The sequence below is a fragment of the Metabacillus arenae genome, assembly GCF_014773385.1.
Classification (GTDB): Bacteria; Bacillota; Bacilli; order Bacillales; family Bacillaceae; genus Metabacillus_D; species Metabacillus_D arenae.
In genome coordinates this window covers 25565-51421 of record NZ_JACXAI010000012.1, presented here as the reverse complement: position 1 = coordinate 51421, position 25857 = coordinate 25565, and the positions used below count along the sequence as shown (strand labels likewise).

The 25857-nt window shown below is 35.9% G+C and carries 29 protein-coding genes, 1 pseudogene and 2 riboswitches; of the genes and pseudogenes, 8 read left to right on the top strand and 22 right to left on the bottom strand.

Annotation, left to right across the window (positions count from 1 at the left end; translation table 11 throughout):
- Window positions 1-168 precede the first annotated feature (168 nt).
- From IC621_RS11100 to phaR, 4 genes are all read right to left on the bottom strand, one after another.
- The gene (locus tag IC621_RS11100) at window positions 169-423 is read right to left on the bottom strand and encodes a hypothetical protein (protein ID WP_191158374.1); all 255 of its coding nucleotides are present in this window, start codon (window positions 421-423) and stop codon (window positions 169-171) included.
- Between the two features lie 47 nt (window positions 424-470).
- Window positions 471-1523, bottom strand: coding sequence for a class III poly(R)-hydroxyalkanoic acid synthase subunit PhaC (gene phaC / locus IC621_RS11095; protein ID WP_396653004.1), 1053 nt, complete (start codon window positions 1521-1523; stop codon window positions 471-473).
- A 75-nt stretch (window positions 1524-1598) separates the two neighbouring features.
- Window positions 1599-2342 carry an acetoacetyl-CoA reductase gene (phbB, locus tag IC621_RS11090; protein ID WP_191158372.1) on the bottom strand — a complete coding sequence of 248 codons (744 nt, stop codon included), beginning with the start codon at window positions 2340-2342 and terminating at the stop codon, window positions 1599-1601.
- Between the two features lie 58 nt (window positions 2343-2400).
- A complete protein-coding gene (gene phaR / locus IC621_RS11085) occupies window positions 2401-2850 on the bottom strand; it encodes a polyhydroxyalkanoic acid synthase subunit PhaR (protein WP_191158371.1) in 450 nt (149 codons plus the stop codon).
- Between the two features lie 327 nt (window positions 2851-3177).
- Here phaR and phaQ point away from each other — a divergent pair, with 327 nt between their 5' ends.
- The 3 genes from phaQ (at window position 3178) to fabG (ending at window position 5104) form a co-directional block, all read left to right on the top strand.
- Window positions 3178-3594: a poly-beta-hydroxybutyrate-responsive repressor gene (phaQ, locus tag IC621_RS11080; RefSeq protein ID WP_396653003.1), complete on the top strand. Its 417-nt coding sequence runs from the start codon at window positions 3178-3180 to the stop codon at window positions 3592-3594.
- Between the two features lie 62 nt (window positions 3595-3656).
- Window positions 3657-4208: a hypothetical protein gene (locus IC621_RS11075; protein WP_191158369.1), complete on the top strand. Its 552-nt coding sequence runs from the start codon at window positions 3657-3659 to the stop codon at window positions 4206-4208.
- Window positions 4209-4366: 158 nt separating this feature from the next.
- Complete coding sequence (gene fabG / locus IC621_RS11070) at window positions 4367-5104, top strand: 3-oxoacyl-[acyl-carrier-protein] reductase (RefSeq protein ID WP_191158368.1); 738 nt, start codon at window positions 4367-4369, stop codon at window positions 5102-5104.
- A gap of 50 nt (window positions 5105-5154) precedes the next feature.
- On the opposite strand, the gene IC621_RS11065 is transcribed toward fabG, so the two are convergent.
- On the bottom strand, window positions 5155-6087 hold the full coding sequence (locus tag IC621_RS11065) for an extracellular catalytic domain type 1 short-chain-length polyhydroxyalkanoate depolymerase (protein WP_191158367.1): 933 nt from the start codon (window positions 6085-6087) through the stop codon (window positions 5155-5157).
- Window positions 6088-6610: 523 nt separating this feature from the next.
- Here IC621_RS11065 and IC621_RS11060 point away from each other — a divergent pair.
- The gene (locus IC621_RS11060) at window positions 6611-7336 is read left to right on the top strand and encodes a ZIP family metal transporter (RefSeq protein ID WP_191158366.1); all 726 of its coding nucleotides are present in this window, start codon (window positions 6611-6613) and stop codon (window positions 7334-7336) included.
- A gap of 359 nt (window positions 7337-7695) precedes the next feature.
- Here the strand turns inward: IC621_RS11060 and IC621_RS11055 are convergent, their stop codons facing one another.
- From IC621_RS11055 to IC621_RS11000, 12 genes are all read right to left on the bottom strand, one after another.
- Window positions 7696-8106, bottom strand: coding sequence for a GTP-binding protein (locus IC621_RS11055; RefSeq protein ID WP_318153031.1), 411 nt, complete (start codon window positions 8104-8106; stop codon window positions 7696-7698).
- A gap of 174 nt (window positions 8107-8280) precedes the next feature.
- Complete coding sequence (gene folE2, locus IC621_RS11050) at window positions 8281-9186, bottom strand: GTP cyclohydrolase FolE2 (protein ID WP_191158364.1); 906 nt, start codon at window positions 9184-9186, stop codon at window positions 8281-8283.
- A 276-nt stretch (window positions 9187-9462) separates the two neighbouring features.
- Window positions 9463-9819 (bottom strand): hypothetical protein, encoded by a 357-nt coding sequence (locus tag IC621_RS11045; protein ID WP_191158363.1) that lies wholly within the window; start codon window positions 9817-9819, stop codon window positions 9463-9465.
- Window positions 9820-9970: 151 nt separating this feature from the next.
- Window positions 9971-10240 (bottom strand): 30S ribosomal protein S14, encoded by a 270-nt coding sequence (gene rpsN / locus IC621_RS11040; protein ID WP_191158362.1) that lies wholly within the window; start codon window positions 10238-10240, stop codon window positions 9971-9973.
- A 120-nt stretch (window positions 10241-10360) separates the two neighbouring features.
- Window positions 10361-10615: a type B 50S ribosomal protein L31 gene (locus tag IC621_RS11035; protein ID WP_191158361.1), complete on the bottom strand. Its 255-nt coding sequence runs from the start codon at window positions 10613-10615 to the stop codon at window positions 10361-10363.
- A 238-nt stretch (window positions 10616-10853) separates the two neighbouring features.
- Entirely contained in the window at window positions 10854-12023 is a 1170-nt protein-coding gene (locus tag IC621_RS11030) for an NAD(P)-binding domain-containing protein (RefSeq protein WP_191158360.1), read from the bottom strand.
- A 71-nt stretch (window positions 12024-12094) separates the two neighbouring features.
- Window positions 12095-12244, bottom strand: coding sequence for a 50S ribosomal protein L33 (gene rpmG / locus IC621_RS11025; protein ID WP_191158359.1), 150 nt, complete (start codon window positions 12242-12244; stop codon window positions 12095-12097).
- 456 nt (window positions 12245-12700) lie between these two features.
- Window positions 12701-14026, bottom strand: coding sequence for a TrkH family potassium uptake protein (locus IC621_RS11020; RefSeq protein WP_191158358.1), 1326 nt, complete (start codon window positions 14024-14026; stop codon window positions 12701-12703).
- Between the two features lie 6 nt (window positions 14027-14032).
- The gene (locus tag IC621_RS11015) at window positions 14033-14692 is read right to left on the bottom strand and encodes a potassium channel family protein (RefSeq protein WP_224752463.1); all 660 of its coding nucleotides are present in this window, start codon (window positions 14690-14692) and stop codon (window positions 14033-14035) included.
- A 103-nt stretch (window positions 14693-14795) separates the two neighbouring features.
- Window positions 14796-14973, bottom strand: a riboswitch (cyclic di-AMP (ydaO/yuaA leader).
- Between the two features lie 472 nt (window positions 14974-15445).
- Window positions 15446-16690, bottom strand: a complete 1245-nt coding sequence (locus IC621_RS11010; protein ID WP_191158356.1) for a dicarboxylate/amino acid:cation symporter — start codon at window positions 16688-16690, stop codon at window positions 15446-15448.
- 159 nt (window positions 16691-16849) lie between these two features.
- Window positions 16850-16996: riboswitch (cyclic di-AMP (ydaO/yuaA leader) on the bottom strand.
- A 221-nt stretch (window positions 16997-17217) separates the two neighbouring features.
- Window positions 17218-19017 (bottom strand): M3 family oligoendopeptidase, encoded by a 1800-nt coding sequence (locus IC621_RS11005; RefSeq protein ID WP_191158355.1) that lies wholly within the window; start codon window positions 19015-19017, stop codon window positions 17218-17220.
- A 308-nt stretch (window positions 19018-19325) separates the two neighbouring features.
- Window positions 19326-20492, bottom strand: coding sequence for a D-alanyl-D-alanine carboxypeptidase family protein (locus tag IC621_RS11000; RefSeq protein ID WP_318153030.1), 1167 nt, complete (start codon window positions 20490-20492; stop codon window positions 19326-19328).
- Window positions 20493-20774: 282 nt separating this feature from the next.
- Between IC621_RS11000 and IC621_RS10995 the strand changes: the two genes are divergently transcribed.
- The 3 genes from IC621_RS10995 to IC621_RS10985 are packed head-to-tail and all read left to right on the top strand — an operon-like array spanning window position 20775 to window position 22000.
- On the top strand, window positions 20775-21338 hold the full coding sequence (locus IC621_RS10995; RefSeq protein ID WP_191158353.1) for a TetR/AcrR family transcriptional regulator: 564 nt from the start codon (window positions 20775-20777) through the stop codon (window positions 21336-21338).
- A 12-nt stretch (window positions 21339-21350) separates the two neighbouring features.
- The gene (locus IC621_RS10990; RefSeq protein ID WP_191158352.1) at window positions 21351-21689 is read left to right on the top strand and encodes a DMT family transporter; all 339 of its coding nucleotides are present in this window, start codon (window positions 21351-21353) and stop codon (window positions 21687-21689) included.
- Window positions 21686-22000: a DMT family transporter gene (locus IC621_RS10985; protein ID WP_191158351.1), complete on the top strand. Its 315-nt coding sequence runs from the start codon at window positions 21686-21688 to the stop codon at window positions 21998-22000. Before IC621_RS10990 ends, IC621_RS10985 begins: the two co-directional genes overlap by 4 nt.
- A gap of 91 nt (window positions 22001-22091) precedes the next feature.
- Here the strand turns inward: IC621_RS10985 and IC621_RS10980 are convergent.
- The 4 genes and pseudogenes from IC621_RS10980 to IC621_RS10965 form a co-directional block, all read right to left on the bottom strand.
- Window positions 22092-22232 (bottom strand): annotated as a pseudogene (locus tag IC621_RS10980) (four-helix bundle copper-binding protein); the annotation flags it as partial.
- 17 nt (window positions 22233-22249) lie between these two features.
- Window positions 22250-22738, bottom strand: coding sequence for a hypothetical protein (locus IC621_RS10975; protein WP_191158349.1), 489 nt, complete (start codon window positions 22736-22738; stop codon window positions 22250-22252).
- The gene (locus IC621_RS10970) at window positions 22731-23243 is read right to left on the bottom strand and encodes an RNA polymerase sigma factor (RefSeq protein ID WP_191158348.1); all 513 of its coding nucleotides are present in this window, start codon (window positions 23241-23243) and stop codon (window positions 22731-22733) included. Before IC621_RS10970 ends, IC621_RS10975 begins: the two co-directional genes overlap by 8 nt.
- Before the next feature lie 374 nt (window positions 23244-23617).
- Window positions 23618-24118 carry a DUF3995 domain-containing protein gene (locus tag IC621_RS10965; RefSeq protein WP_191158347.1) on the bottom strand — a complete coding sequence of 167 codons (501 nt, stop codon included), beginning with the start codon at window positions 24116-24118 and terminating at the stop codon, window positions 23618-23620.
- Between the two features lie 471 nt (window positions 24119-24589).
- On the opposite strand from IC621_RS10965, the gene IC621_RS10960 reads away from it, so the two are divergent.
- A complete protein-coding gene (locus IC621_RS10960) occupies window positions 24590-25435 on the top strand; it encodes an SDR family oxidoreductase (RefSeq protein ID WP_191158346.1) in 846 nt (281 codons plus the stop codon).
- A 157-nt stretch (window positions 25436-25592) separates the two neighbouring features.
- On the opposite strand, the gene IC621_RS10955 is transcribed toward IC621_RS10960, so the two are convergent.
- Window positions 25593-25841, bottom strand: coding sequence for a TetR-like C-terminal domain-containing protein (locus IC621_RS10955; protein ID WP_191158345.1), 249 nt, complete (start codon window positions 25839-25841; stop codon window positions 25593-25595).
- Between the last annotated feature and the right edge of the window lie 16 nt (window positions 25842-25857).

Sequence of the window (25857 nt, the reverse complement as noted above, 5' to 3'; positions counted from 1 at the left end):
TGAGGTTAATCATATAGAAATCGAAATAAAAGGATTACATTTTCACAGGCTAGAGCGGGAAGCTTAATAAACTTAGCTGCCAGTTACGAAGGAATATTGTCTCTTTGATCTTGATGCTCCTATTCCCGCCCCATAGAATATCTCTAATATCAACTAAAAATAATCCGTTTAATCTGAACCGGTAATAAATAGATCTTCCTTTATTTTAAATAAAACCGTATTTGGTGTTACATTTTGATTTTCATTAACTTCCAGAGACGCAATTAAACCACTTATCCCTACGGTAATTTCATTTACAGTACCATTCTTTTCTCTTATTAAAAACAGCTTTTCCCATTCATATATACGGGACGTTTCATTTACTAAAATATTTTCAACTTTCCCAAAGCAAGGACTGTAAATTGGTAGTATTGACTCTCTCATCTTACCCTCCTGGAAAATTAATGAACTTTCAGAATGTCATCCAACAACTACATAGATCGTTTTTCCAGCCAGTCTCCAACAGTTGGATAGGTTAGTTTTACGGCTTTAGATCCGAATGTAACGGACACATGACCAGTAGGCAATGAAACATACTCTTTATCTTTACTTGAGATGACGTCCATGAGTGCTTCTACTTGATGCGGTTGGGCAATATGATCTCTTTCAGCTGATAAGTTAAGTACATTTGCCGTAATGTTTTCTAAGTTGACTTTGCGGCCGCGTATGACAAGCTCTCCTTTAATAAGCTTATTATTTTGGTAGAAATCTCTGATCCACTGACGATACGCTTCACCTGGGAATGGAACTCCGTCAGATACCCATTTTTGCATCAACTTCCAGTTTCTCACAAACTTCTCGTTGTCGGCTCGATCAACAAGACTAACATAAGGCCCATAAAAATTTGTTGTCGGCTTTAACATTTTGTTTCCGAAATCAATCATTTCAGGCGGGATGAGACCAAGTGTTTCGACAACATTGTCAATATCAAAGTATCGCTCATCAAGAAATGAGCCATATAAGCCTGTTTCTTCAAAATCAAATGGACTTGTCATAAAAATTAAGTTGCGAACTGGTAATTCCGAGTGAAGAGCAGCAAAAATCGATGTCAACGTACCGCCCATGCAATAGCCAAGGATTGACACATTGTCTGAATTGGATGTCCGCAATACTTTACGAACCGCACGTGGTATATAGTCCAAAATATAGTCATCCAGCTTCATCTTTTTGTCTTCATAACCTGGTGTGCCCCAATCTAGGAGATATACGTCAAATCCACGGTTAACCAAGTATTCTACTAAACTATCTCCTTTTGTTAAATCTAAAATATATGGTTTATTAATAAGCGCATAAACTAAAAGCAGAGGCACATTGAATTTTTTTGGCTGATCGGATACATACCGGTATAGCTTCGCCTTGTTTTTTGTCCAAATGACTTCTTTTGGTGTAAGACCAACTTCCGGATCTGGATCGGATGTCACCACTTCCATTGCCCTTGTTAAACGGGAATATGATTGCTGGAACTCATTAGGAACCGTTTCCATAAGCTGTTTCCATTCTCTTGAATCTGTTATACTCATGACGTTCACACCTTCCTACTTTCGATTGAAAATAAGGTATTACATATAAAGTCCGCCGTTTATATTTAACTGCTGACCTGTGATATATTCACCATCTTTGCATAGGAAAACAACTCCACGGGCAATTTCATCCGGGTTGCCTAAACGGCGTGCTGGGATTTTGGCAATAATTTTTTCACGGACATTTTCTGGAATTTCTCTGACCATCTCTGTGTCAATAAACCCTGGGCAAATCGCGTTAACGGTTACATTGCTTTTAGCAAGTTCCAGTGCAAGTGACTTTGTGTAACCAATCATTCCTGCTTTTGCTGCAGCATAGTTTGTCTGTCCAAAGCCTCCAGCCTGTCCGATAATAGAAGAAATGTTGATGATACGGCCTGCATCTGATTCAAGAAGGTGAGGCAATGCAGCGGAAATAGTATTGTAAACGCTGTTTAAATTGACATCAATTACTTTTCTCCAGTCCTCTTCATTGAGCTTTTTGAAAGTTGAGTCCCGTGTAATTCCTGCATTATTGACAACGATATCTATTCTGCCGAATTGTTGAACAGCTTCTTCTACTAATTTCTGAGAGTCTTCTATTTTTGAAACGTCTGCCTGCACCGCATATACTTCGCGTCCCTCAGCTTTAAGATCTGTCGTAAGCTTTTCAGCTGTTCCTTTGCTGGAGTTATAGTTTATTACGACTTTCACACCGTTTTTTGCCAATTCCTTTGTAATTGCTTGCCCAATTCCTTTTGCCCCGCCTGTTACAATTGCTACTTTGTTGTTTAATTCTGCCATCAAGATGCACTCCTTATATGTATTTTTATTGTTGAAACCAAGTTGAAAAAATATTTATTTATTGTTTCGCAGCTGGTTCTTTGGCATTAACTGCATTTTTTTGTTCATTTAATAAGGTAAGGATTTCATTAAGTTTACTGTCTAAATTTTTTATATCATTTTTTACTCGCGTCATTTCCCGTTTCAGTTCTGCCTGGTTTACTTGATTTACGCTCTTTTCTTCAATCAATTCTTCTAAATCATCAACTTTTGAGTCGACATTTACGACAAGAGACGCGATGTTTGAAAGGTCATTTCGAGTGGGTAAATTCATCTGTGTCAAATAACTTTCTGCTGTTTCATTCAACATTTTCTTGGTCAGGAGATTAATTTCCAAAACTTTCCCCATCCACTCAGAAAAATATTCTTCCTTCATGTTTTCATCCAATATGTTACTCCAATAGGATTCGGATTGGTTATAAATGTCTTTCCACATTTCCATAGGGTTAAAGCTTTTTTGCTGATTCATTATTTCCTCTCCTTCCAATAATTATATTTATTACATAAATCTATGTTAGTTGATAAAAGCAGAGTAAACAAGTTCATATTTCTGAATTTTATGTGAACTTTGAAAATTTTGTGTAAATTTTTAAATACAAGATTGTAAAGATCATTTCCAAAAACACAACATCCCTTGTGATAACCCGATGTTGCTGCAATAATAAGGTGAATCTTCACAGAGAAATTTGAAATAAATTTGTTTAATTCAATAGATGTTTCAGTTTGACAAATAAAACATATAGGTGTAAATTACACTTATAGATATTTAACAAATTTGTGGGTGGTTCATATGTCTATGAAAAAGAGTACTAATGACTCAAAGTCAGATGAAATGGTAAAGAACAATACTCCGAAAAACTTAATGATACCTGTGCTCCTGTTGAGTCTCCGCGGCTGGAACTTGCATGGTTATAAACTTATTCAACAGTTGACCCAATTTGGCTTTTCTTCAATTGACCAAGGAAATGTTTATCGAACACTGAGACAATTGGAAAAAGATAAAATGGTAAAGTCGGAATGGGATACATCAACAGGAGGACCGGCAAAAAGGATCTACTCTTTAACCGATGCCGGCGAGGCTTATTTAAATGCATGGGCGGGTTCACTTGAGCAATACCAATCGATTCTAAATCGTTTCTTTACTATGTATACGGATATGTTCATGCCTGGTTCATTAACAACTGGAGATAAAGAAGAAGAAAAAGAGGAATAGTGACTCTGCAGGATTCCTGCAATCACAATAAATTATTAAAAGAATTCAAGGAGGTTTTTTAAATGGCTACAAAAAAAATAATCCCAACTGACGATCAGAATGCATATCAATTTATTGATTCTTTTTGGGACAGTTGGAAAAGCGGATTGAATTTCGTTTATGATACTCAAAAAGAAGTGGAAAATCTTACTCTCCAAGTATTCGACCAACAAAAAGAAGCATGGGAAAAAGCAGTTGGCAATATGGACAGAATCGAGGAAGAACAAAAGAAATTAATAAAAGAAATTCGCCAAAATGTTTCACAGAACATTCAAAATGTTCACGGTGAAGAGTCCAGCAAATCATTTGAACAGTCAAATGAGCGTCTTGAAGAGGTAATCAGCCGTGTTCAACAATTAACAGCAACACCTTATAAAGCAAGCTTTAATGTACTAAGTCAGTCACAACAGCACTATCAAGAATCTATTAAAACGTTTATCAACCAGCAACAAAAAAATCGTGAAGAACTAAAACCTTTGCTGGAAGACTTTTTAAACCAAGTTAAAACAACACAAAAAGGTGTTTTCAATGCCTTTGAAAATAATACAAAATCTGGATTAAGCATTTTTAATTAAGAGCAGCGAGAATTCGCTGTTCTTTTTTTGAAATCTCTTAAATATTAGATAATAAAAGGCTGTATAGAATGGTTGGAAATAAAAATTAAAACATAGCTTCCTCTAGAATCCTATTTATCTATTGATAGCCTTTAAATCGATAAAAAGAGGTGGAAATTTTGAAATTAGCCGATAAAGTTGCTTTAATAACTGGTGGAGCAAAAGGAATTGGAAAAGAAACAGCTCGAAGATTTTTGCAGGAAGGTGCCAAAGTCGTCATATGTGATCGTGATAAGGATGCTGGTATGACTGTTTTAAAAGAGCTAGGTGAAAAAGATCGGGTTGAATTTTTTGAAGTAGATGTTACAAATACTTTTCAGATAGAAGATGTCATTCAATCATCGATAAATACTCATAATAGAATAGATATATTAATTAACAATGCAGGAATAACAATTGATGGTTTCCTTACAAAGATGAATGAAACTGATTGGGAAAAGGTCATTGCCGTCAACTTATCAGGTGTCTTTAAATTCACGAAGGCTGTTATACCAATTATGATGGAAAAGGGCTCAGGAGTCATTATCAATGCTTCTTCTGTAGTAGGATTATACGGGAATATTGGCCAAACCAATTATGCTGCAACAAAAGCTGGAGTAATTGGTCTTACCAAAAGTTGGGCAAAAGAATTTGGACCAAAAGGCATTCGGGTAAATGCAATAGCTCCGGGCTTCATCGAAACAGATATGACATCATCAGTACCTAAAAAGATCCTGGATATAATGAAAGAAAAGACCCCTCTCAAAAAACTGGGTAAACCTGAAGATATTGCCTCTGCGTACTTATTTTTAGCCTCAGAAGATGCGAATTATATAAATGGAGCAATTTTAAGCGTCGATGGCGGATTAGTTGTTTAAAACAGCCTTTTTCATTTTTAGGAAGTTGTAAATATAAAAATAACTTCATTCTAATGATGTTTTGTTAAGAATCCCCATAATATAGATGAGGCATCTGGGCCAAGAGGATCCGTATAAGAACCATTTGAACTGCCACCAGACCATGTATGGCCCATTCGGTCAATCATCCAAAGTTCCATTAAAGAAATTTCATCTTTCCCATTGTAAATATGTTGCGTATAACTTCGTCCATTCATAATACCCGTTTGCTGCAAAGCAGGTGTAACATCTGCTTTGCCTTGGCCTCCTTCTACAAGAAAATTGGTTTGAGTCCATTGTATAATAACGTGCTGTCCGTTTATTGGGTGTACAGTGGTATCACTGGTACCGTGAAAAACAATAACAGGCATTTTTCTTTTAAATCTCCCCATTTCATTAAAAGCCTTCACCCCACACATATATGGATCAGCAGTACCTTGAATCATGACTTCCTTTGCAGTTTGTGCCGTTGGATCAGCTAGGATAAATACATCTGCAGCTTCATAAGGTAATCCTGAACATATTCCAATTCCATTAAATACATCAGGATAGGTTACTCCAAGAATGGAAGCCATAGCTCCTCCCGCAGATAAACCAGCTGCATACACCATATTTGGAGTAATATTATAATTTTTTTTGACATCATCAATCATCCCTTTAATGACCTGGGGCTGGCCTCCCAAACGATGATGATTATAATCTAAAAACCAGTTCCAGCATCCATCTAGATTATATTGAGCAGGATTAAAAGGGTTAAACAAGCGGTTCATCTCCGGGTAAAGGACGATAAAGTTTTCTTGTTCAGCAAGTTGATTCATTTTTGTTCCTTCCGCAAAATCAACCGGGTTTTGCTTGCAGCCATGCAGCATGACCAGCAAAGGGACATCATTTCCCACCTTATACTGGCTCGGTACATAAAGTTTATACTTATAGCCCCCGTAAGTATTTACCGAGAAGCTACCCATAACATCACATCCTTTTAAAGCTAAGAGCGCTCCAGCAAAAGTGATCTCGTAATTTTAATAAAAGTGTAAACTCCTATAAATAAGCGGCCGATGGAGTTGAGAATACGACAGTAATTTTAGCGGGGCTTTGCTTCATGTTTGGCTTACTAATATGATCTTTTATACCCCTAAAAAAACCTTTTAAGCATAATAGAGCGCTTTCAATTTAATGTATGCGTAAAAGGTATAATGAGAACATATCCAAGCTGCTATTGCTGGCCTAATAATTTCTAAAAAATGGATGATGCGGAAAAGATTATTTTGGGATTTCGTAATTATGTTATTCAAATTCCGATTTAAAGTGATACTTCCTTTAATAGGAGTTTCGACAAATAAGTGATGACTTAAAACATCGTTCTCACTTTTCTCGCAATTTTTCCTGCTTTCTTTATGAGCAAAGCGCAGTGTTAAATAAGTTTGTGAATGATATTTTTAGGATATGGAAAAATAGGAAGTGGAAACTGATTGGAGGAGTTGGAACAGGATGCTTCAGGCAACATTGTGGGGAGCTTTTGCCGGCTCATCCATTTTGCTGGGTGCCTTATTAGGTATTTTTAAGGATATCCCCAGAAAAATAACAGCAGCAATTATGTCCTTTGGAACAGGTATATTGCTTGGTGCTGCTGCGTTTGAGCTTTTGGATGAGGCCTTACATAATGGCGGAATGACCGCTACTTCATTCGGATTTATATGTGGTGCTCTTTTATTTACAATTTCAGAATTGATTATTACTAAAGGCGGGGGCCATCATCGAAAACGATCAACAATGAATCCTGATAATCACTCAGGCCTTTCTATCTTTATCGGAACTGTGATTGATGCGATTCCTGAATCGATTATTATCGGAGTCAGTCTGCTTGACCAAGGTTCTGTAAGTTACTTAATGGTAATCGCAGTCTTTATTAGCAATTTTCCTGAAGGGTTATCCAGCTCTGTTGGTTTGATCAAAGATGGCTATTCTAAAAAGAAAATAATCATCATGTGGTTCATCGTTGTTCTCCTGGCATCACTCAGTTCATTACTTGGTTTCTCATTATTAAGTAACGCCTCTTCGATGGTCATTTCTTTTATTGGAGCTTTTGCAGCAGGAGGAATTGTCGCAATGGTTTCAAGCACGATGATGCCGGAAGCATTTGAAGAAGGAGGAGCGATTGTCGGGTTTACAGCTTCAATCGGATTGTTATGTTCTCTTATTCTTTCTTCTCTATAATCGGCTGACAATAGCAATTTGTCAGCCTTTTTTTAGTTATATAAAAGACATTTCGTGTCCAGAGTAGTCGGTCGGACAGGAACTCCTTTCCGGACAGGCGCAACCGTTTTATTAAAAGCCAATATATTTTATTAATGAGTTGATAAAAGAGAAGAATTATATAATGTTACACATTATATAAGGAAAAAAAGAAGGATAGATAAAACTTGCTTTATCTATCCTTCTTTTTTCTACATATGACCCCATTTACTACAACAACATTAAGGTTTACTACGATAAAACAAGAAAAATTTGTTCCTTTAAATTTACCGAAATCTTCGGATCAACAAAAACAGCGCCCTTATGTTGACACAACGAATTTACTCCTCCAAGAGGCGACGTGTTTTGCTTTTTTCACGATGTGTTAGTGCAAAAAAGTGTGGTGCTGAGATAACTGTTGTCACAAGCCTTAACTCAATGCCTGCAATTATAGAAGCGTTTGTTATGCCTTCGATGAACTCAAGTGGATTGGCAATCCCTATTGACTCAATGACAATTACATCTGGTTGAACTTGGCGGTAAATATTTAACAAAGTAGAACTTAAATCCTCTCGTATGGTAGAACAGAAACACCTGTTTAACATTTCTATCACCGGCACATCATCATCCACAAGAAGACCATCCAGATTTACATCTCCTATCTCATTCATGATGACAGCTGGTCGTTTCCCATGCATCTTAAGGTCTTTCAACATACGTGTTAATAAAGTCGTTTTTCCACTGCCAAAAATCCCGAAAGGACATATACAGGTATCATTTTCAATTTATTTTCCCCCTATTTTCATGCAGTAGTACTAGGGTAACTGACCTCCCTGGAAATGATGTACAAGTGACGATAACTTTTCATTGATCACTCAATTCTCTCAATAGATTTTCCTTCACTCTAAAAAATAATAGTAAAAACTTTATTTATTGGTTTTATCGAATGTTACAGAGGCATAGGCATCATGAAGATGGATAGATTCTTCATTACGACATTCCACAGTAAATGATTGAATAAATGGTGCTTCATAAAGATCTGAAGCCACAAGTCGAACCATGTCCTCGACAAAGCGAGGATTTTCATAAGCTTTTTCAGTCACTATTTTTTCATCGGGACGTTTTAAAATTGGGTGAATTACGGCACTGGCGTTTGATTGAGCCGCCTGTAAAAGTACAGCTTTCCAGTCAACAGATTCATCATAATCCTCAGTTAACAACGCAGTCATTTTAATGTAAGCCCGTTGATTATGAGCGCTATACTCACTAATTTCCTTCGAACAAGGACATAAGGTGGTTACAGTACAGGTTAATTCAACCGTTCTTTCTACGGTCTTTCCATGTTGATAAGATAACAAAATTCTTGCATCAGCATTGTTCAATCCTACAAGAGAAGACACAGGTGCTGACTGTTCGTAAAACCAGGGAAAACTCACTTCAAGCTTTGCATCTTTTTGACCTAAACGTTCTGATAATTCTTTAACAAAATCGTATAGTTGCGAAAAGGTTAAGGTAAATCCTTGCTTGCGATACAACTCCAATTGTTCGGTAAAACGACTCATATTTGTCCCCTTTACATCGTGAGGTATAGTAGAAGTTAAGGTAAAGGTAGCGATGGTAGATTGAGTTATTGGCTCTAATGTTGAGATAACGGAAACAGGAGTTTTGACGTTTGTAATACCAACGGCATCGAGTTCAAACAAAAAATCTTCTTTCATATTTTGTAAATCGGACATGTTTTCTTTTTCGCTCGGCTTCGTTTTTAATCCAGGTTCTATGGAACCAAACAACTTTAATCGTTCATTCTTTGGGGGAAGTTTAAAATTCTTCATGCAGTATACTCCTTTACAGTCAGTAACGTAACTAGTAAATTATAAAATGGAATCATTACGATTTATTCATTTTACTCTAACCTAAATAAATAAACAAATAAACTTAACTAACTAAATTAATCCTTTTCTACTCGTTCACACAATGGCTGTTATATCACCCGAATTTCTAATATTACTTCTCTTATTTAAGAATACGACCCTTATACGTAAAAGCGCGCTACCCTTTTTCAAGGATAGCGCCCGATTCTTGAATAAAGTTACTACATAATTCAAAATCTATGTTAAAACAAGGAAATACTGTTTGTTCATAATTGTCTCAAATTGATTACCATGTACTTGTTCTGTGTAATCAATCCACTTATAATTCTTTATTCTACTTTCTAGTTTTTCGTTTATTTCATCTTCAATTTCGTGCATCAATTTAACTATTTCATCTAACGACATATTAAAGCGATTGGCTGCCTGAAGGTGGGGTAATTGCTCTTTAAGAAGGGCTAAAAATTGCTCCTTCGTTTCGGATTGCTGTGCTAAACTATCTTCAATACCTTCAATAAATTGATAAAGCTTTCTTTTATTCCTTGGTAGAGAAGCCACAATATTCCTCACAAAAACCTCCATCATTTTATCATTCATTACAAACGACCATCTCTCCCTTATTGTTCAAAATCATTTATACACATGTTTGGGCTGGCCTTTCTAAATTTTCTTTCAAATGGCATTCTTAACATAAATTAAGCAGGAACTTGTAAGCACTACACTCACGATGTTCCTGTCGTTCCACTCCTTACCAGCTGGCTTTTTTAACTCCAGGGATCTGCCCCTTATGTGCTAATTCACGAAAAGTGATACGAGACATCTTAAACTTTCTTAAGTATCCTCTAGGTCTCCCAGTAACTTGGCAACGGTTATGAAGTCTAGAAGGTGCTGAGTCACGAGGAAGCTTACTTAATGCAGCATAATCCCCTTTTTCTTTTAGTTCTCTTCTTAAATCCGCATATTTTTCTACCATTTTTTGTCTCTTGAGCTCTTTTACAACTTTGGATTTCTTTGCCACTAATGTTTGCCTCCTAAATGTTCTTAAATAATCAAACGAATACACTTTAAAGATCCGACTCTTTAAAGTTACAAGACCATGTTAACTGTCTTTTTCTACTATCCCGATTACAAGAATGGATTATTTCTTTTCTCTCATATTATATTTTTGAAGGAAGCGATCCACTCTACCACCTTTATCTGCAAATTTCTGCTTTCCTGTGTAAAATGGGTGTGTATCAGAGCTGATCTCTACCTTAATTAGTTGATAAGTATTTCCGTCTTCCCAAATGATGGTTTCATTAGATTTTTTGGTAGAACCCGTTAAGAACTTATAGCCACTGTTTATGTCCATAAATACTACTTTCTCATAGTTTGGATGTATGTTTGGTTTCATGCTATCACCTCAGGATAAAATTTTTCTTATTTAATGATAATCAAAATCATTACGTTTTGCAAATAAAATTTCAACTTAAAAGAGATAGCATGGAATTAGTTATGGTGCATAATATTCCCTAATTCGGATTCTGAGTCAATTTTAGGATGCATGAATTTTTGCAGGCTCTTTTTAGGTATATTTAATGAACCTTTTAAACAACATCTTTAGTAAAACAGCTTGATACTTAGGATACTAATTATAAGGAGCTGACAATCTTATGGGCGGCTGTTCTTGCTCCCGATATATTTCGAGCTGTAGGTCCTACTTCTAATTCTGCAAGGGCTCCTACTACATAAAGATTCCCCCCCCATTTTAGGTTTTTCGAGACAATTGGGAAACCACATTTAGAACATAAAAGCATTTCATTTTTGATAACTGACTGAAGCCAGGTTAGAAATTCCATATTCGATTCAAACCCAGTAGCGAGAAGAATTTGTGAAGTCTCTATTTTTTCTTTAGAATTTTTAAGGTTTAATTGGAGTGTTGATTCGCCGAATTTTGAACAACTTTCAATTTCTCCTTTTATTACTTTTAGTTTATTTTTCTGGATTAATCGAGATAACTCAAGTGAAAGCTCTTTGGGAAAAGACCCACGATACCTTGCATTAGTAATCGTACTTCTTCTTATGTTATAATTTTTGATTTTAGAAAAAGAGTTCATATTTTTAGGTCCAAGCCAGCCTGGATCACTGTCAAAATCGTGGATACGAAAAGGGTGTCTTGTTACTAATACCACCTGATCGTGTTTTTTGCTAAGTTTTATGGAAAGATGGGCGGCTGTAATACCAGCTCCTACAATAACTAAAGGTTGATTTTCAACAAATGTTTCAGGCACTTCCTTTTCGAAAATATGGTAGATGAGGTGAGGATGCATTTTCTTTACTTCCTTCGACCAAGTTGGGTAGTTTAATGCCTCTGTGAATCCAGATGCAATTGCAACGTATTTAGTATGAAACCAAGAGTTTTCTTCGGTTTTAATCCACCACCCGTTAGCTTTTCTTTCTAAATGAGAAACTCTCCCCCTATGCCACGATCGTTTCAGGTCAATTTCACGAAAGATAGAATCACAATGTTCATGAAAGAGTGAAAGTGAAGGTCTTTTATAGTAACCGTAAAAAGGCTGAGAGAAATCTGCTTCTCTGGCAAATTTTTGCAGGCTAAACGGCGCTAAATCAAGATGGTGAACAGAGGGAGAACGTAAAAATTTCATTTCAATCCTTTCTGTATTTCGTTTCCACTGTGATATTGGTTCCTCATGTGGATCTATGATCATAAGATTATCAGCCGAAACATTTCCACTTTTAATCAATGAAACAGCAAGAGTACATCCTTGAATGCCTCCGCCAATGATAATCCATTCGTACACGTCTTTATCAGCTCTTTTCTTTAATGGAGTAAAAAAAGCACTCACGTTAGTTATGAATGCTTCACGATTACTTATTTTGTTTCCCTATGAAGGGTTTTTCTTTTTAAACGAGGTGAATATTTCATTATTTCTAAACGATCTGGGTTATTTCGTTTGTTTTTTGTTGTGATATAATTACGATCTCCAGTTTCAGTACAAGCTAGCGTAATTTTTACACGCATTTATAATCACTCCCTAAATTTAAATCGTAACAATTACTATTAATACTTAAATATTAGTTGTTTTTATTAGAATTGTCAACTCAAAGCGTAAAGATTACGATTTAAACATTATATTAGTCCATGTGTATGTTTAAAAAATATTTTACCGCGACTTTTCATTCATAGAAAATAATTACACTAAAGGATTTTTGTGGTAGTTAATGATGTTTTTAAAGGTCTTATAAAATAAAAAAGTACACCACTATATATAAGTGATGAACTTAATTTCATTATAATGTGTGACATTAAAGACAACTCTGTACTACCACATTATGAATATACATCCACTTGACATTAATTTTACAGAGTAGTTCGCAGTTCATATGTTAAGCCGTCAAAAAGGTTTGTAAACAACCTTTTTGACGGCTCTCCCGGATCCTTGTCTTCGAAAAGCCAGCTCCCTACGCTTTTCAGAGATCAACCAGTTAATAAATCTTCTTGCGGATAACGTATTTTTTCTTTCTTTGGTTTGGAGAGTGAGAACATAAGTGTCAGGGGACCAAGTTTCCCCACAAACATCATAAATATAATCAGTTGTTTTCCTAAATCGGTTAGGTCTGCCGTTATTCCCATGGATAATCCAACTGTGCCAAATGCACTGATGACTTCAAATAGAACTTTAGTAAAGGAATGCTTCTCTACAATATTTAGTATAAAAACGATCAAGACGATGAAGACAATCGAAACAGTAGTGATTGCCAGAGATTTTATTATGGAGACATGGCTAATGGACCTTTTAGCTATTGTAATCTCACTCTTTCCTCTAATGAATGCAATGGCTGCCAGCACAATCACTAAAGCAGTCGTTAATTTAATACCGCCTCCAGTTGAAGCACTACCTGCTCCAATGAACATTAATATCATTATTAAAAAGAGACTCGATTCATACATACTGCCGATATCAACAGAATTGAAGCCTGCCGTTCTAGGGGTAACAGCCTGAAAATAGGATGCCCAAAGCTTACTCGGCAGATCAAGCGGTCCAATTGTATTTGGATTTGAATATTCCAATACAAAAATAACGAGCATAGCAAAAATATTTATTGCAAGTGTACCTACAAGCATCATTTTTGAGTGAAGGGAAAGCTTTTTAAATTTCCGCTTTGCTATGATATCAGCTAAAACCGTAAAACCTATTCCTCCAATAATAAATAAAAAAGTAATCGCTATATTTATAACGGGATTTCCTACGTAGCCCATAATATAGTCAGAAAACAATGAAAAGCCTGCATTATTAAAGGCGGAAACAGCATGAAACATGCTAATGTACATCCCTTTTCCCCATCCAAATTCAGGCACCCATTGAGTAGCTAAAAAAAGCATTCCAATAAACTCAATCGTAAATGAAAAAATAAATAAATTTTTGACAAGTTTAATTACGCCCCCTAAGGAGGTCTGATTAAGTGCGTGCTGCATGATTAATCGTTCTTTTATGCCAATTTTTCTTCCAAGCATGATATATATCAGAACTGCAAAAGACATAATACCAAGCCCGCCCAATTGAATTAGGATAATGATCGTAACCTGACCAAACACGGTAAATGCAGTTCCAGTATCCACAACTGAAAGGCCTGTTACAGTCATGGCGGATGTTGATGTAAATAAGGCATCAACCCAACTAATCGGTTCCGTCGTTGCAATTGGAAGTTTTAAAGCTATTGTTCCTAAACTAATAAAAAAAGCAAAAACTAATATAAGCAATTGAGAAGGGTTAAGAGAAATAAACCTTTTGTTTACCTTCAAGGATAATTAGACCCCCTCTTCCTCAAAACGTTCGATATCCCGATTCTCACCAATTACAATAAGAATGTCACCTTTTTGAACTAAATCGGCTGCCGCTGGTGACACAATAATATTTCCGTTTCTTTCAAGCCCGACAATGTTACACCCGTATTTTGCACGGATATCTAAATCAGCTAATGTGGAATTAGCAATTTTATTTGTAGCCACAATTTCTACTATACTGTGTCTGTTTGACAGTTCTATATAGTCAATCATCTTATCAGAAACAATATGGTGGGCAATTCTTTTGGCCATGTCTCTTTCTGGATGAATGACCCTGTCCACATCGATTCGATCTAATACCTTTTGATGATGATCATTCTGAGCCTTTGCCCAAACCTTCGGAACTCCAATTTCTTTTAACAATAATGATGTTAGAATGCTTGCCTCAATATCATCTCCAAAGGAGACAAACGCATGGTCCACATTCCGGACACCTAGCTGCTTCAATGTATTCTCATCAATGGCATTAGCTTTTACCGCATGTGTCGCATACTTTGCGAATTCGTTTACCTTTTCCTCATTTTTATCAACCGCAAGAACCTCAATACCCATTTCGTGAAACTCTTTTACAAGACTTCCGCCAAATCGTCCTAAACCAAATACTGCGAATAGTTTTTTTCTCATGATTAGTCCTTCTTTCTCTTCCATCCAATAGTAGTTAGCTTATACAAAAACGCACAAAAAAACACAAAGGCACAAAGACCCTTGTGTGTACTGACACAAGTGTTTCGCCTCCCTTACCGCTTACGAGGTTAGCTGTCGGATTCGGGTTAGAGAGTACCCTACATTCTAGAGAAGAGAGGCCGTATGTTCTGCCTCTGCTTGTTTCTAGAACGATTAACCCCAAGTGGCAAATGCCACAAAATTGGTTCCCCCGCTCTTAAAAGATTAAGCGTGTTCGTAGTTATTATGAGAGTATCTTACTCCCGCAGAAGATAAAGAGTAAAGGATTAATTTTTATCAAATTCGGCTTAAAATGACTAAAAACAGCCATGAAAGCGATATCAATTAAATTATTCTTACTCTATCTTTTATTTTTGTTATATTTCATCTAATAATTATTTCTTTCATTAAGAAAAACACAACATAAATCATCTACACCTTTTTCGTCTTTTCATCTGCCACAATTTGAATATCTGAGTTACAGATAAAATAGGAAGGAAAATTAATATCGATTCGCTGAATCTCTATAAAAGTATCTTTAAAACTAATTGCAACGGATTGAAAATAGGAAAACCGTTTAAGAAAGATGAACTAGACCTCGAATCGATGGCGCTCGAAGCTTAAAGGAAAAAAAGGTTCACAATGCTTATCAATTAATCCTTTATTATATAAAAAAACACTGCCCCTAATTGAGACAGTGTTCATTCCATTTACTTATAGAGATTGGCTGACATTTGTTGAAGCGGGAGGCGAATACTTTCTTTCTGACTCTCCAACAAATACTGCACAAGCTGCATCCCCTGTAATATTTACTGCTGTACGCGTCATATCAAGTAAACGGTCAATTCCGATAATTAAGGCAATACCTTCTACAGGTAACCCAACTGAGTTTAATACCATTGCCAGCATAATTAACCCTACGCCTGGTACACCAGCTGTTCCTACACTTGCTAAAACAGCAGTCACAACAACTGTTATCATTTCAGGGAGGGATAAGCCTTGATTGTATACTTGGGCAATAAAGATTGTTGCGACACCTTGCATTATGGCGGTTCCGTCCATGTTAATAGTGGCGCCTAAAGGCTGAACGAAACTACTTACCTGTTTAGGTACATTTAATTCCTTTTGTGCTGTCTCCATTGAAACTGGTAAAACAGCACTGCTGCTTGATGTACTAAATGCCACACTCATGGCAGGGAAGAACTTCTTAAAGAAAAAGATTGGATTCATTTTACCTAAGAAATAGACTGCTGAACCATATACAACAGAGGCATGGATTAACAAGGCAAGTACTATAACAATCATATAAAGTCCCATGGCCATAATGGCATCTATACCTTGGCTCCCAACAGCAGTAGCAATTAATCCAAATGCGCCATACGGTGCAAATCTCATAATAAGTCTCACTAAATACATCATAAGTTCATTTCCCTGCTCCATTACCTTTAATAAAGTTGACGCTTTTTCACCAAGCATAGAAATTCCGAATCCTACAAAAATAGAAAATGCAATAATTTGCAGCATATTTCCCTCTACCATTGCTTGAATCGGATTAGCAGGAATAATATTTATAAAGGTTTCAACGACAGAAGGTGCTTTTTCTGCTTCATATTCTGCTCCTGATAAATCAAATGTACCAATATTACCTGGTTGAATAGCTAATGATAAAACTAGACCAATGATAATGGCAATTGTTGTTGTTACAATAAAGAAAGATATTGTCTTAATCCCCATTCTCCCAAGCTTCTTCGGATCACCTAGACCAGCAACCCCCAAGGCTATTGAAAAGAAAACAATTGGTACAACCAACATTTTGATTAAATTAAGAAATATCGTTCCTAACGGGCCAAATAAAAAAGTATCTAATGTTTTGAATAAATCAGGCGATGTCATGTTTAAAACTAAACCTACTACAGCACCCGCTATTAAGCCGATAACAATCTTTGTTGTAAGTTTCATATAAAACCTCCTCATTTCTTGTTGAAGATTAATAAATGACTTTTGAAGCTTATTTCTTCCCTATACCCCGAACAAGCTGGTAAACAAACCTTTTCAAGACAAAAAAACCCCCGAGAGAACTCGCGGTCTAGTGGTCATTTTATAAATATGACATCCACTGATGACTCTCTCCTATGCTTACGAGGTTAGCTGTCGGGTTCGGAAGAAGAGATCTCCTACCTAATAAAAGGATACACCCCTAGTACACCATGTGTACGGGTTGGGTCCCCCGCTCCCAGGACTTCTGGGATTATGCGTATATTATTTTTAAAAACTTATATTACTATATTATATTGTTATACAGCTTGTTTCAATCCTCAAAATTTGGCTTTTCTTTATCCTTTGGGTGAAAAACGGACATAAAACCTATTATAATAGGATTTTACCAAATTCAAAGATTATTTTTTTGATGCCCCCTCAGATAGAAGGTTCACTTTATCTATCTTTTATCCTTCAAAAACAACATTCAATTTAAAATGAACCTTTCCTTATGATTCTTCGGTCAATGTAAGAAACTCATCTACATCTGAAACAGCCAGTTTTACTGCATTATCCCAGAAGTCACGTTCTGTCAGGTCAACACCAAGGTGTTTCATTGCTAACTCTTCCACTTTCATTGAACCGGTGTCTTTTAAGAGGGCAATATACTTGGTTTCAAATTCTCCGCCTTCTTCTAGTGCTTTAGCATAGATACCGAGCGAGAACAGGTATCCGAAGGTGTAAGGGAAATTATAAAATGGCACGCCTGTAATATAAAAATGAAGCTTAGACCCCCAAAATTCTGGGTGATAATCTGATAACGCGTCACAATAGGCTTCTTTTTGGGCATTTTCCATTAATTCATTTAATCGTTCAGTACTGACCAAGCCATTCTTTCGTTCTTCGTAAAATGCCGTTTCAAAAAGGAAACGCGCATGAATGTTCATTAATAAGGCGACACTGCGCTGTAATTTGTCTTCAATTAACGCGAGCCGTTCTTCTTTGTTATTTGCAAATTTTACTGATGCATCCGCAACAATCATTTCTGCAAAGGTTGAAGCTGTCTCTGCAACATTCATTGCATACCTTTGGTTCATTGGGTGAACATCTCTCATTGCATGCTGATGAAAAGCATGGCCAAGCTCATGAGCTAATGTTGAAACGTTTGATGGAGTCCCAGAGAATGTCATAAAAATACGGGATTGTTCACTTTCAGGAAAGCTTGTGCAGAATCCTCCTGGACGCTTATTCGGTCGATCTTCAGCTTCAATCCATCGTTCTTTAAACGCTCTTTCCGTAAAAGAAGGTAATTCTTTTCCAAATCGACCGAACTGTTCTAAAATGAACTCTGCTCCTTCTTGATACGTAACAGTACTCTCTGTTTTCCCCAGTGGAGCATCAAGATCATACCAGCTCAGCTGATCAAGCCCAAGAAGATCAGCTTTTCGATTTAGATAGTCGACAAACGGTTGTTTATTCTCACTAATGACCTGCCACATCGTCTCAAGAGTCTTTTTATCCATTCGATTATATGTCAGCGGTTCAAATAAAATATCATCCCATCCTCTTGCTTTATACACATTTAACCGATAGCCGCTTAAATGATTTAATGTATGAGTAAGCAAGTCAGACTCGTTCCTCCAAGCGGTTTCCCAACTTTCAAAAACTTGTTTTCGAATACTGCGGTCAGCACTTGAAAATTTGTTAAACGCCTGACCAACTGATAATTCTTTTGTTTCTCCATTTTCTGCAAGCGGTATTTTTATTTTGGCAACGATCTTATCATAAAGGTGACTCCAGCCGTGATAACCATCCACTGATAACGATTGAATTAAGACTTCTTGTTGTACTTCCAGCTTTGATTTTGATCGTTCTCTTATTTCGTTTAACACAAACGAAATATCACTTAGTCTCTCACTCTCTAATAGTAGTTTCCACACAATTTCACTAATGCTAGCAAAGAACTCTTCTAAAGTGGTTATTGCCATTTGAAATTGTGCAGATAGACTTGTCAATTTCCCTTGCAGCAGCCCTGCTTTTTTATCCGTTGTATCCTGAGCTTGCAGGCATGAAATAAAGGCGCCTGCTTGGCGAATCTTTTTTGCAAGCTTTGTAAATTGGTCGATTATAGAAGCGACCTCGCCTATTTCATTCGGTGATTGCGGAGTTCCAAGCAGATGAATACTTTTTTTAAATTGGTTTATTTCTGTTACTAATAAAATAAGATCCTGTTCAAGCTCTTTTGAGTCACTTCCATTACTATAAATTACCTCTAAATCCCAGACCGGTTCATATGTAGAAGCTTTCAATCAATAACCCCCTTGCGTCAAAAATGTACTTGCTTCTTAATTATAGTTCATTCAAGAAATTTTTTACAATTCCCATGATAAAAAACCCCTTTTACAAAAAGCCTTATAGGGGTTTTACTATTATTATTTAGTCTTATGCTCTCAATCTTTAGAGGGCATAAAAGAGGCTGCCTGCTCAGTCGTATTGGTTCAAAAACTATTATCATACTCCAAGATTTTCTAGGATGATAAAACACTTTATCAAAGTGAACTTTTCCACATTTAGGGATTTTTCAAGCCTTCAGCTTCTATAATGAAGGCTGTTTTCCTTACAACTTTCTAATTTGTAAAAAGAAATATCCAGCTACTATACTAAAAATTCCAAAGGAAAGTAAAATTAATAGTTTTAAATGACCCTCAAGTAAAGAAGGCTGCCTAGATTCCTCAGCAGATTTACTTAGCATTTTTTGCTGAGCTATTGCTTGCTGATTTGGCTCAAGATGTTTTGAAGCAATCAACTCTTCTTCGTCATTTCTCAAAGTTAATTCACCTGAGGGTGATACAGCAGGATTCACTTCCTCTCCGATCCGCTTCGTATAATAAAGGGGTTCATCTAGCGTATACTCATGATTTTGGGAATCTTCAAATATAGTACCCTCTTTTATTTTTCCTGTTTCAAAAGAAGCAAATCCATAATCCAGCAAACTAGTTGTATCACTATATGTTGCCTGATCTGTCGGGGCATTCATCGTGACGACTATTAAATTAAGGTTCTCCCTCGAAGCAGATGTTACTAGAGTGAAGCCAGCTTGGTCCACAAAACCGTTCTTACCGCCGGTAATTCCTTTATAAGAATGATTACGAACTAATTTATGATGATTAAAGATGGTGGTGTCCCAGCTTTCACCTTGCCATTTTAATTTCGTTGTTTTAAATATATCTCTGAATGTTTCATTTTCCATTGCATATCGAGTAATTTTTGCCATGTCTTTAGCAGTTGTCATATGCATTTCATTATAAAGCCCATGAGGATTTTGAAACGTTGTGTCCTGAATGCCAGTTTCTTCTGCCAGATAGGCATTTAAATCTTTGGAAAACTCTTTGATACTTCCACTCAGGTGCTCAGCTATCGCGACACCTGCATCATTCCCTGAATTAATCATTAAGCCTTGAACAAGCTTTTTTAAGGGGACCTGCTCTCCTTCTTCAAGATAGACCCGTGTCCCCTCAACATTTCTTGCCTTTTCACTAATCGTCACCATATCACTAAGATTTCCATTTTCAATCGCATAGATAGCTGTTGCAATCTTTGTAATGCTTGCTGGGTACATTTTTTGTTCACTGTTTTTTTCGTATAAAACCTGTCCAGATTGCGCATCTACTAAGACAGCTGCTTCACTTTGTATGGAAGGCTTGTTTCCTGCAGCCTTAATAGTATGTAGAGGAGCTGCAATAAGTAACAAAATTGTAAAGAATATAAATGGTGAATATTTCACGTTAACTCTCACCTGCTGTCAATTAATTTAATTGGTAATTTATATGAAAAATAAGCAAAAGGCTTTTTTATCCTTCATTAGAGTACCAATTGACTGTAGTTCTTTGCAATGTAATGAGTTTCCAGTTCTAAGTGATTGAAACAATATAATAGTTAGTTGAAGTAGTCATAACCCAAGTGATGTCCTTGCCTTTTAAGAAAAATCATTCCAGGTTTTTCACCCTTTTTTTTTTCGAAAAAAAGAGTTATACTTATAACTGACGAACGTAAGGAAGGTGGAAAAATGACAGCAAATTCAATAAAAGAAGCGGCGATTCGACATTTTGCTGACACCGGTTATGAGGGAACAGCTCTTTCTGCGATAGCCTTGGATGTGGGAATAAAAAAGCAATCAATCTATTCCCATTTTAAGAATAAGGATGAACTGTTTTTAGAATCTTATTTTGAAATATTAAATGATGAAAAAGATTTTATTCTTTCCTATTTTCAAAAACAAAAGGGCCATCCAATTGACGAAATGATGTTTTATTTTTTATTTGATATAAAGAACCGATTTTTTAACGATTCGAAAATTAAGTTTATTTTTCGAACAGGATTTCTCCCGCCAGCACATCTGCATGATAAGGTCATGAATGCCTTTTATTGTTATTTAGATGAATTAGAAAAGATATTTATCGATTTGTTCGCTGACTTATCTAATTTGAAAGTAGATAAAAATGAGGCTGCTATCGCGTTTTTAGGGTTGCTGGATTCTCTTCTAATAGAACTTGTCTACAGTGGAGAAGAACGATTTCAGCGCAGACTAAATTCCAGCTGGCCTATTTACTGGAGTGGAATTACAAGTTAGGAGTGAGAAAAGATGGATAAAAGCTGGAATATAGTGTTTATTGCAGCAATTTTTGAAGTTTTCTGGGTAACGGGTTTAAAATACGCTGGGGATTGGTTGACCTGGACAGGGACAATTATCGCCATTATTGTTAGTTTTTATCTTTTAATTAGAGCTACCAAAACATTACCTGTAAGTACAGTTTATGCAGTTTTCGCTGGACTCGGGGCAACAGGAACAGTTTTTACCGAAATCATCTTTTTCAATGAGCCGTTGAAATGGATGAAGATATTCTTAATTCTTATTTTGATAGGCGGCGTTATTGGCTTAAAAGCAGCTTCTAAAGGAAAAAAAGGGGAGGCAGCACCATGAACTGGATATTTTTAATAGCAGCTGGGTTGTTCGAGGTTGTCGGTGTGACAGCAATGAATCGCATTCACCGTGATAAATCTCTCTCTTCTTATCTCTTATTAGCAGGTGGATTTGGTCTTAGCTTTTTGTTTTTGTCCTTAGCAATGCTGGGGATTTCAATGGGGACTGCGTATTCGATTTGGACCGGAATAGGTACGGTCGGAAGCACCCTTCTCGGCATTTTTGTATATGGAGAAGCGAAAGATTGGCGCAGAATTCTTTTCATAAGTATGATCATTGCAGCTACTGTTGGGTTAAAATTAATATCCTAAATAGTATTCGTAATTGAAAAAAAGATAAGCCAGGGACCTTGAAATTTTTCGGTTCCTGACTCTTAGTGTTTCCTCCTTTTGGAAGATCTGTTTAGGCTGCCATTTCGCGGCACTTATTAGCACATTCAAAGCATGCCTCAGCACATTTTTGACAGTGTTCATGTGAATGTTTATTACATTCCTCTCCGCAAGCCTCACAAATATCCGCACATAATTCACAAATTTGCTTCATAATAAATTTTATTGATTTTAAACAAATAAGCGAATGATATTATCAAAAAAATAAAGAATTAAAACATCCAAAATTAGTGTGATCCAAAACGTTCGTTTATTTTTTATAAACCATGTAAACATCAATAATACAAAGGATAGTGGGATATAGAATAATACAAGGCTTGCCCGAAGACCTTCGAATTGGATTCCATGAGGAATGTTTTGCGAAAAACGTTGAAAGAAATCAAATGTAATTAAGCCAAGGACAATTACTCGTAATGTGAGCACGAGCAGCGTATTCACTTTTTTTAATAAAAAAAGCTTCTTAAATCGTTTTACAGGAGTATTGTCATCATTCATTTCTTTTGGAGTGATTTCAATATTTGCAGCTGTATTTAATTTTTTTTTGCAAAATTCGCATTCCTCTGCATGTCTTTCAATCACTTGCTTTGCCTCTTCATCGATTTCACTATAAATCGGAATTAACTCCTGACATAAAATATGGAGATCATCAAATTTAGTCACCGTTATTCACCTCTTGATAATATGTCAAAAAAAGCTTTCGCGCCCTAAATATTCGTGATTTTACGTTAACTAAGGAAATTTCTAAGAAATCAGATATTTCTTGATAGCTATAGCCATAGTAGTCCCTTGCAATAATGACAAAACTATATTTAGAAGGCAATTTTAAAAGGATTTCATTAATTTCATTGACCTCAAGAATTTTATTTGCTGAATAGTTATCAACTAACAGTCTCTCAATTGCTTGATCGTCTTTAAATAACGAAGGTTTTTTCTTCCTATAATGATCAATCAGCTGGTTCTTTGCGCATTTAATTAAAAAACTCTTAATATTATTGATCTCCAAAATTTTTTCAGGCTGCAATAAAATTTTTGAAAAAACCTCTTGAATGATATCTTCCGCCAATTGTTTATCCGTAGTTAAGCTTAAAAGAAAATGAAAAATATACTGATAATGTTTGTTATAAATATCCTCTATAACCTCAATTGGACTTTCTCTATTTTTCATCGTACGGATTCTCCCATCTAAATACGACTCATCATAAAGACGACTAAGTGTTTTAAAAGTTGCAATAAGTCTATTATGAAATTTTAAAAGATGGGAATTATAATGAAATGTATTAAATATGTATTAAATCTTGTACTCTCGCAAACCGCAGCGGCCTATGGGAGTAGATAACGTTCAAAAAATGCATTCAATAGAGTATCCTATACCTAATTATGCAATTTTAAAAAAGAGTAAGGTCAGACCCAAAAATTGCAGTGAATAATGAAGTAGTACTAAAAAAAGCGGTACTATTTAAACAATAGTACCGAAACATAAAACTAGTCTGATAAAACTATCAAATTGTCAATTGCTTATAATGAGGATGTTAGAAGGGATTAGCTATTCAATTTCGATTTGGAATTAGTTTGAATTCTGAAGGGGTGAGTAGTTGTTTTTCTAATGGAAAAAAAGTAAAAGATACCTCCGATCATCCAGAAAGGCTCCCAAAATACTAATCTCCAAAAAGTGGCATATTTACTTAATTCAAAATCTATAACACCGATTGAACTTAAGAATATTGTGATGAAATTGAGCAACCCATACAAAAATAAAAATAGTCCAGCAATCTTTGTTATGAAGTAGACCAACTTTTGAATTCGCGAATTTCCCCATTTCATTAACAACATCAAGAGCCATACTGCCCCAAGCAGCTTAATGAATCCAGTAATCCAAACAATTGCTATAAACGATGGGGGAGGATTTAATGACATTTCATATATTGCACCGCCTACGGACCTAACACCAAGCATGCCGCCCATTGCCCAATAAAAACTCATGACAGCAAATAGAATGGACCAAGTCACTCCTGCATACAAGAACCCTTTATTAGTTTTCATATAAATAGCTTCTCCAATTTTATAGTTCAATTTTCACAAAATCCTTTCAACTTTAATGACGGATCAACTTTTTATAGTGTTTTTCTCTTTTCATTTGAGCTTCTTTTTTTAGATAACTACTTAGAACCGTATTATACATGACCCGGCATATTTTTAATTCATCTGAAGCTAGAGAATGATCGAAGGATTTTCAGCTAATTCCAAAGACAAGACAAAACTTGGTGATGTCGTTTTTGCCATCGCAGTCTCCCCTTAATTCGAACGTATGTTTCTTTTATTATACTATCCTTAGAAGGAAGAGACAAGAATGGACTCTCTATTTCATTTTTTAATGATCGAATTCTGTAAACTGCATTGTTTAATTTCCAATATTTATTATAAGTATAATCTATATTATCATTTAAAACATAGTATCATTACTTACAGCATAATTGATTTTTTGCAAATGATGAATGAGAGTGAGGTTTGATGATGAGCAGAAGGATAGCTTTAGTGACAGGCGCTTCGAGCGGAATTGGAATGCTTACCGCTACCTGTCTTGCCAAAGAGGGGTTCTTTGTTCTAGCAACAATGCGCAAGATTTCGCGAGCAAAGAATTTACTCGATTGTTCCAAAAAATATAAGGTTGAAAACGATATTCGCTGTCCTGAGCTTGATGTAACAAAGGAAGCATCTATTGAGTCGTTAAAAAGGGAACTATCTTCTTACAATCAGCTTGACATTTTAGTTAACAACGCCGGCATTGCAGTTGGCGGGTTTTCAGAGGAACTAACGATTAACGATTACAAAAAGCAGTTTGATACGAACTTTTTTGGAGTCATTGCCGTTACAAATACTGTTTTGCCTTTAATGAGAGAAAGAGGGCAGGGAAAAATTATTAACATAAGCAGTATCAGCGGAAAATTCGGCTTTCCGGCTTTATCACCCTATACAGCTTCTAAGCATGCTCTTGAAGGTTATTCGGAAAGTCTCCGTCTAGAACTAAAGCCATTCGGAATCGATGTCGTCCTCATTGAACCAGGATCATTCAGTACTAATATTTGGACAACAGGTAATCATACTGTTTCTTCACCAAAGGGCTCTCCATATTTTTTCTATATGAAAAAAATTGAAGAAGAATTAAGGAAAGGAATGGCAAGCCATGAAGACCCATTAAAGGTTGCTCAGCTAATCGCTAAAATTTCCCTTACTAAAAATCCTAAACTTAGATATAAAATCGGTAAAGGAGTGAAGACAGCTATTTTTCTTAAAAAAGTACTTCCATGGACATATTTTGAAAAAATGGTCATAAAAAAATTATTTCGGATAATTTCCTAAATTAGATTAATGTGTATTTTAAAAAAGTTTGATCATTTGTAAAAAGGTGAGCAAATTTCCCAATTCCTTTCTTTAAGTGGCCAGCTTGTGTAAGAACGCTATCACAAGATAATGAGGAATATATATTCATTAAACTATTTTACGAAAATAACCTTTGCTAGCAGCAAATATTATTCCTTTCAAACAATTTCCATGCTTGTTCTGCCATTAATTGAGGTGAGTGTAGCATATTGTTCAGAATCCACCACTCCACGATTCCAACGAAGGCTGAGGCCGTATATTGTGTAATCAATTCCTTATCCATGCCCTGATTGATTCCCTGCATATCGAGCTTCTTCTGTATGGTACTAGTAAGGATTTGCAGCATTCGTTTCCGGAACAAGGACGTTTTTTGACTCGATAGCATGGGTGAATCTTACGAT

Bases quoted from the DNA above. Each gene is read 5' to 3' on its own strand.
- IC621_RS11100 (WP_191158374.1), bottom strand. From the start codon at position 423: ATGAGAGAGTCAATACTACCAATTTACAGTCCTTGCTTTGGGAAAGTT.
- phaC (WP_396653004.1), bottom strand. From the start codon at position 1,523: ATGGAAACGGTTCCTAATGAGTTCCAGCAATCATATTCCCGTTTAACA.
- phbB (WP_191158372.1), bottom strand. From the start codon at position 2,342: ATGGCAGAATTAAACAACAAAGTAGCAATTGTAACAGGCGGGGCAAAA.
- phaR (WP_191158371.1), bottom strand. From the start codon at position 2,850: ATGAATCAGCAAAAAAGCTTTAACCCTATGGAAATGTGGAAAGACATT.
- phaQ (WP_396653003.1), top strand. From the start codon at position 3,178: ATGAAAAAGAGTACTAATGACTCAAAGTCAGATGAAATGGTAAAGAAC.
- IC621_RS11075 (WP_191158369.1), top strand. From the start codon at position 3,657: ATGGCTACAAAAAAAATAATCCCAACTGACGATCAGAATGCATATCAA.
- IC621_RS11065 (WP_191158367.1), bottom strand. From the start codon at position 6,087: ATGGGTAGCTTCTCGGTAAATACTTACGGGGGCTATAAGTATAAACTT.
- IC621_RS11060 (WP_191158366.1), top strand. From the start codon at position 6,611: ATGCTTCAGGCAACATTGTGGGGAGCTTTTGCCGGCTCATCCATTTTG.
- folE2 (WP_191158364.1), bottom strand. From the start codon at position 9,186: ATGAAGAATTTTAAACTTCCCCCAAAGAATGAACGATTAAAGTTGTTT.
- IC621_RS11045 (WP_191158363.1), bottom strand. From the start codon at position 9,819: ATGAATGATAAAATGATGGAGGTTTTTGTGAGGAATATTGTGGCTTCT.
- IC621_RS11035 (WP_191158361.1), bottom strand. From the start codon at position 10,615: ATGAAACCAAACATACATCCAAACTATGAGAAAGTAGTATTTATGGAC.
- rpmG (WP_191158359.1), bottom strand. From the start codon at position 12,244: ATGCGTGTAAAAATTACGCTAGCTTGTACTGAAACTGGAGATCGTAAT.
- IC621_RS11015 (WP_224752463.1), bottom strand. From the start codon at position 14,692: ATGAGAAAAAAACTATTCGCAGTATTTGGTTTAGGACGATTTGGCGGA.
- IC621_RS11010 (WP_191158356.1), bottom strand. From the start codon at position 16,690: ATGAAACTTACAACAAAGATTGTTATCGGCTTAATAGCGGGTGCTGTA.
- IC621_RS10995 (WP_191158353.1), top strand. From the start codon at position 20,775: ATGACAGCAAATTCAATAAAAGAAGCGGCGATTCGACATTTTGCTGAC.
- IC621_RS10990 (WP_191158352.1), top strand. From the start codon at position 21,351: ATGGATAAAAGCTGGAATATAGTGTTTATTGCAGCAATTTTTGAAGTT.
- IC621_RS10985 (WP_191158351.1), top strand. From the start codon at position 21,686: ATGAACTGGATATTTTTAATAGCAGCTGGGTTGTTCGAGGTTGTCGGT.
- IC621_RS10970 (WP_191158348.1), bottom strand. From the start codon at position 23,243: ATGAAAAATAGAGAAAGTCCAATTGAGGTTATAGAGGATATTTATAAC.
- IC621_RS10965 (WP_191158347.1), bottom strand. From the start codon at position 24,118: ATGAAAACTAATAAAGGGTTCTTGTATGCAGGAGTGACTTGGTCCATT.
- IC621_RS10960 (WP_191158346.1), top strand. From the start codon at position 24,590: ATGAGCAGAAGGATAGCTTTAGTGACAGGCGCTTCGAGCGGAATTGGA.
- IC621_RS10955 (WP_191158345.1), bottom strand. From the start codon at position 25,841: ATGCTATCGAGTCAAAAAACGTCCTTGTTCCGGAAACGAATGCTGCAA.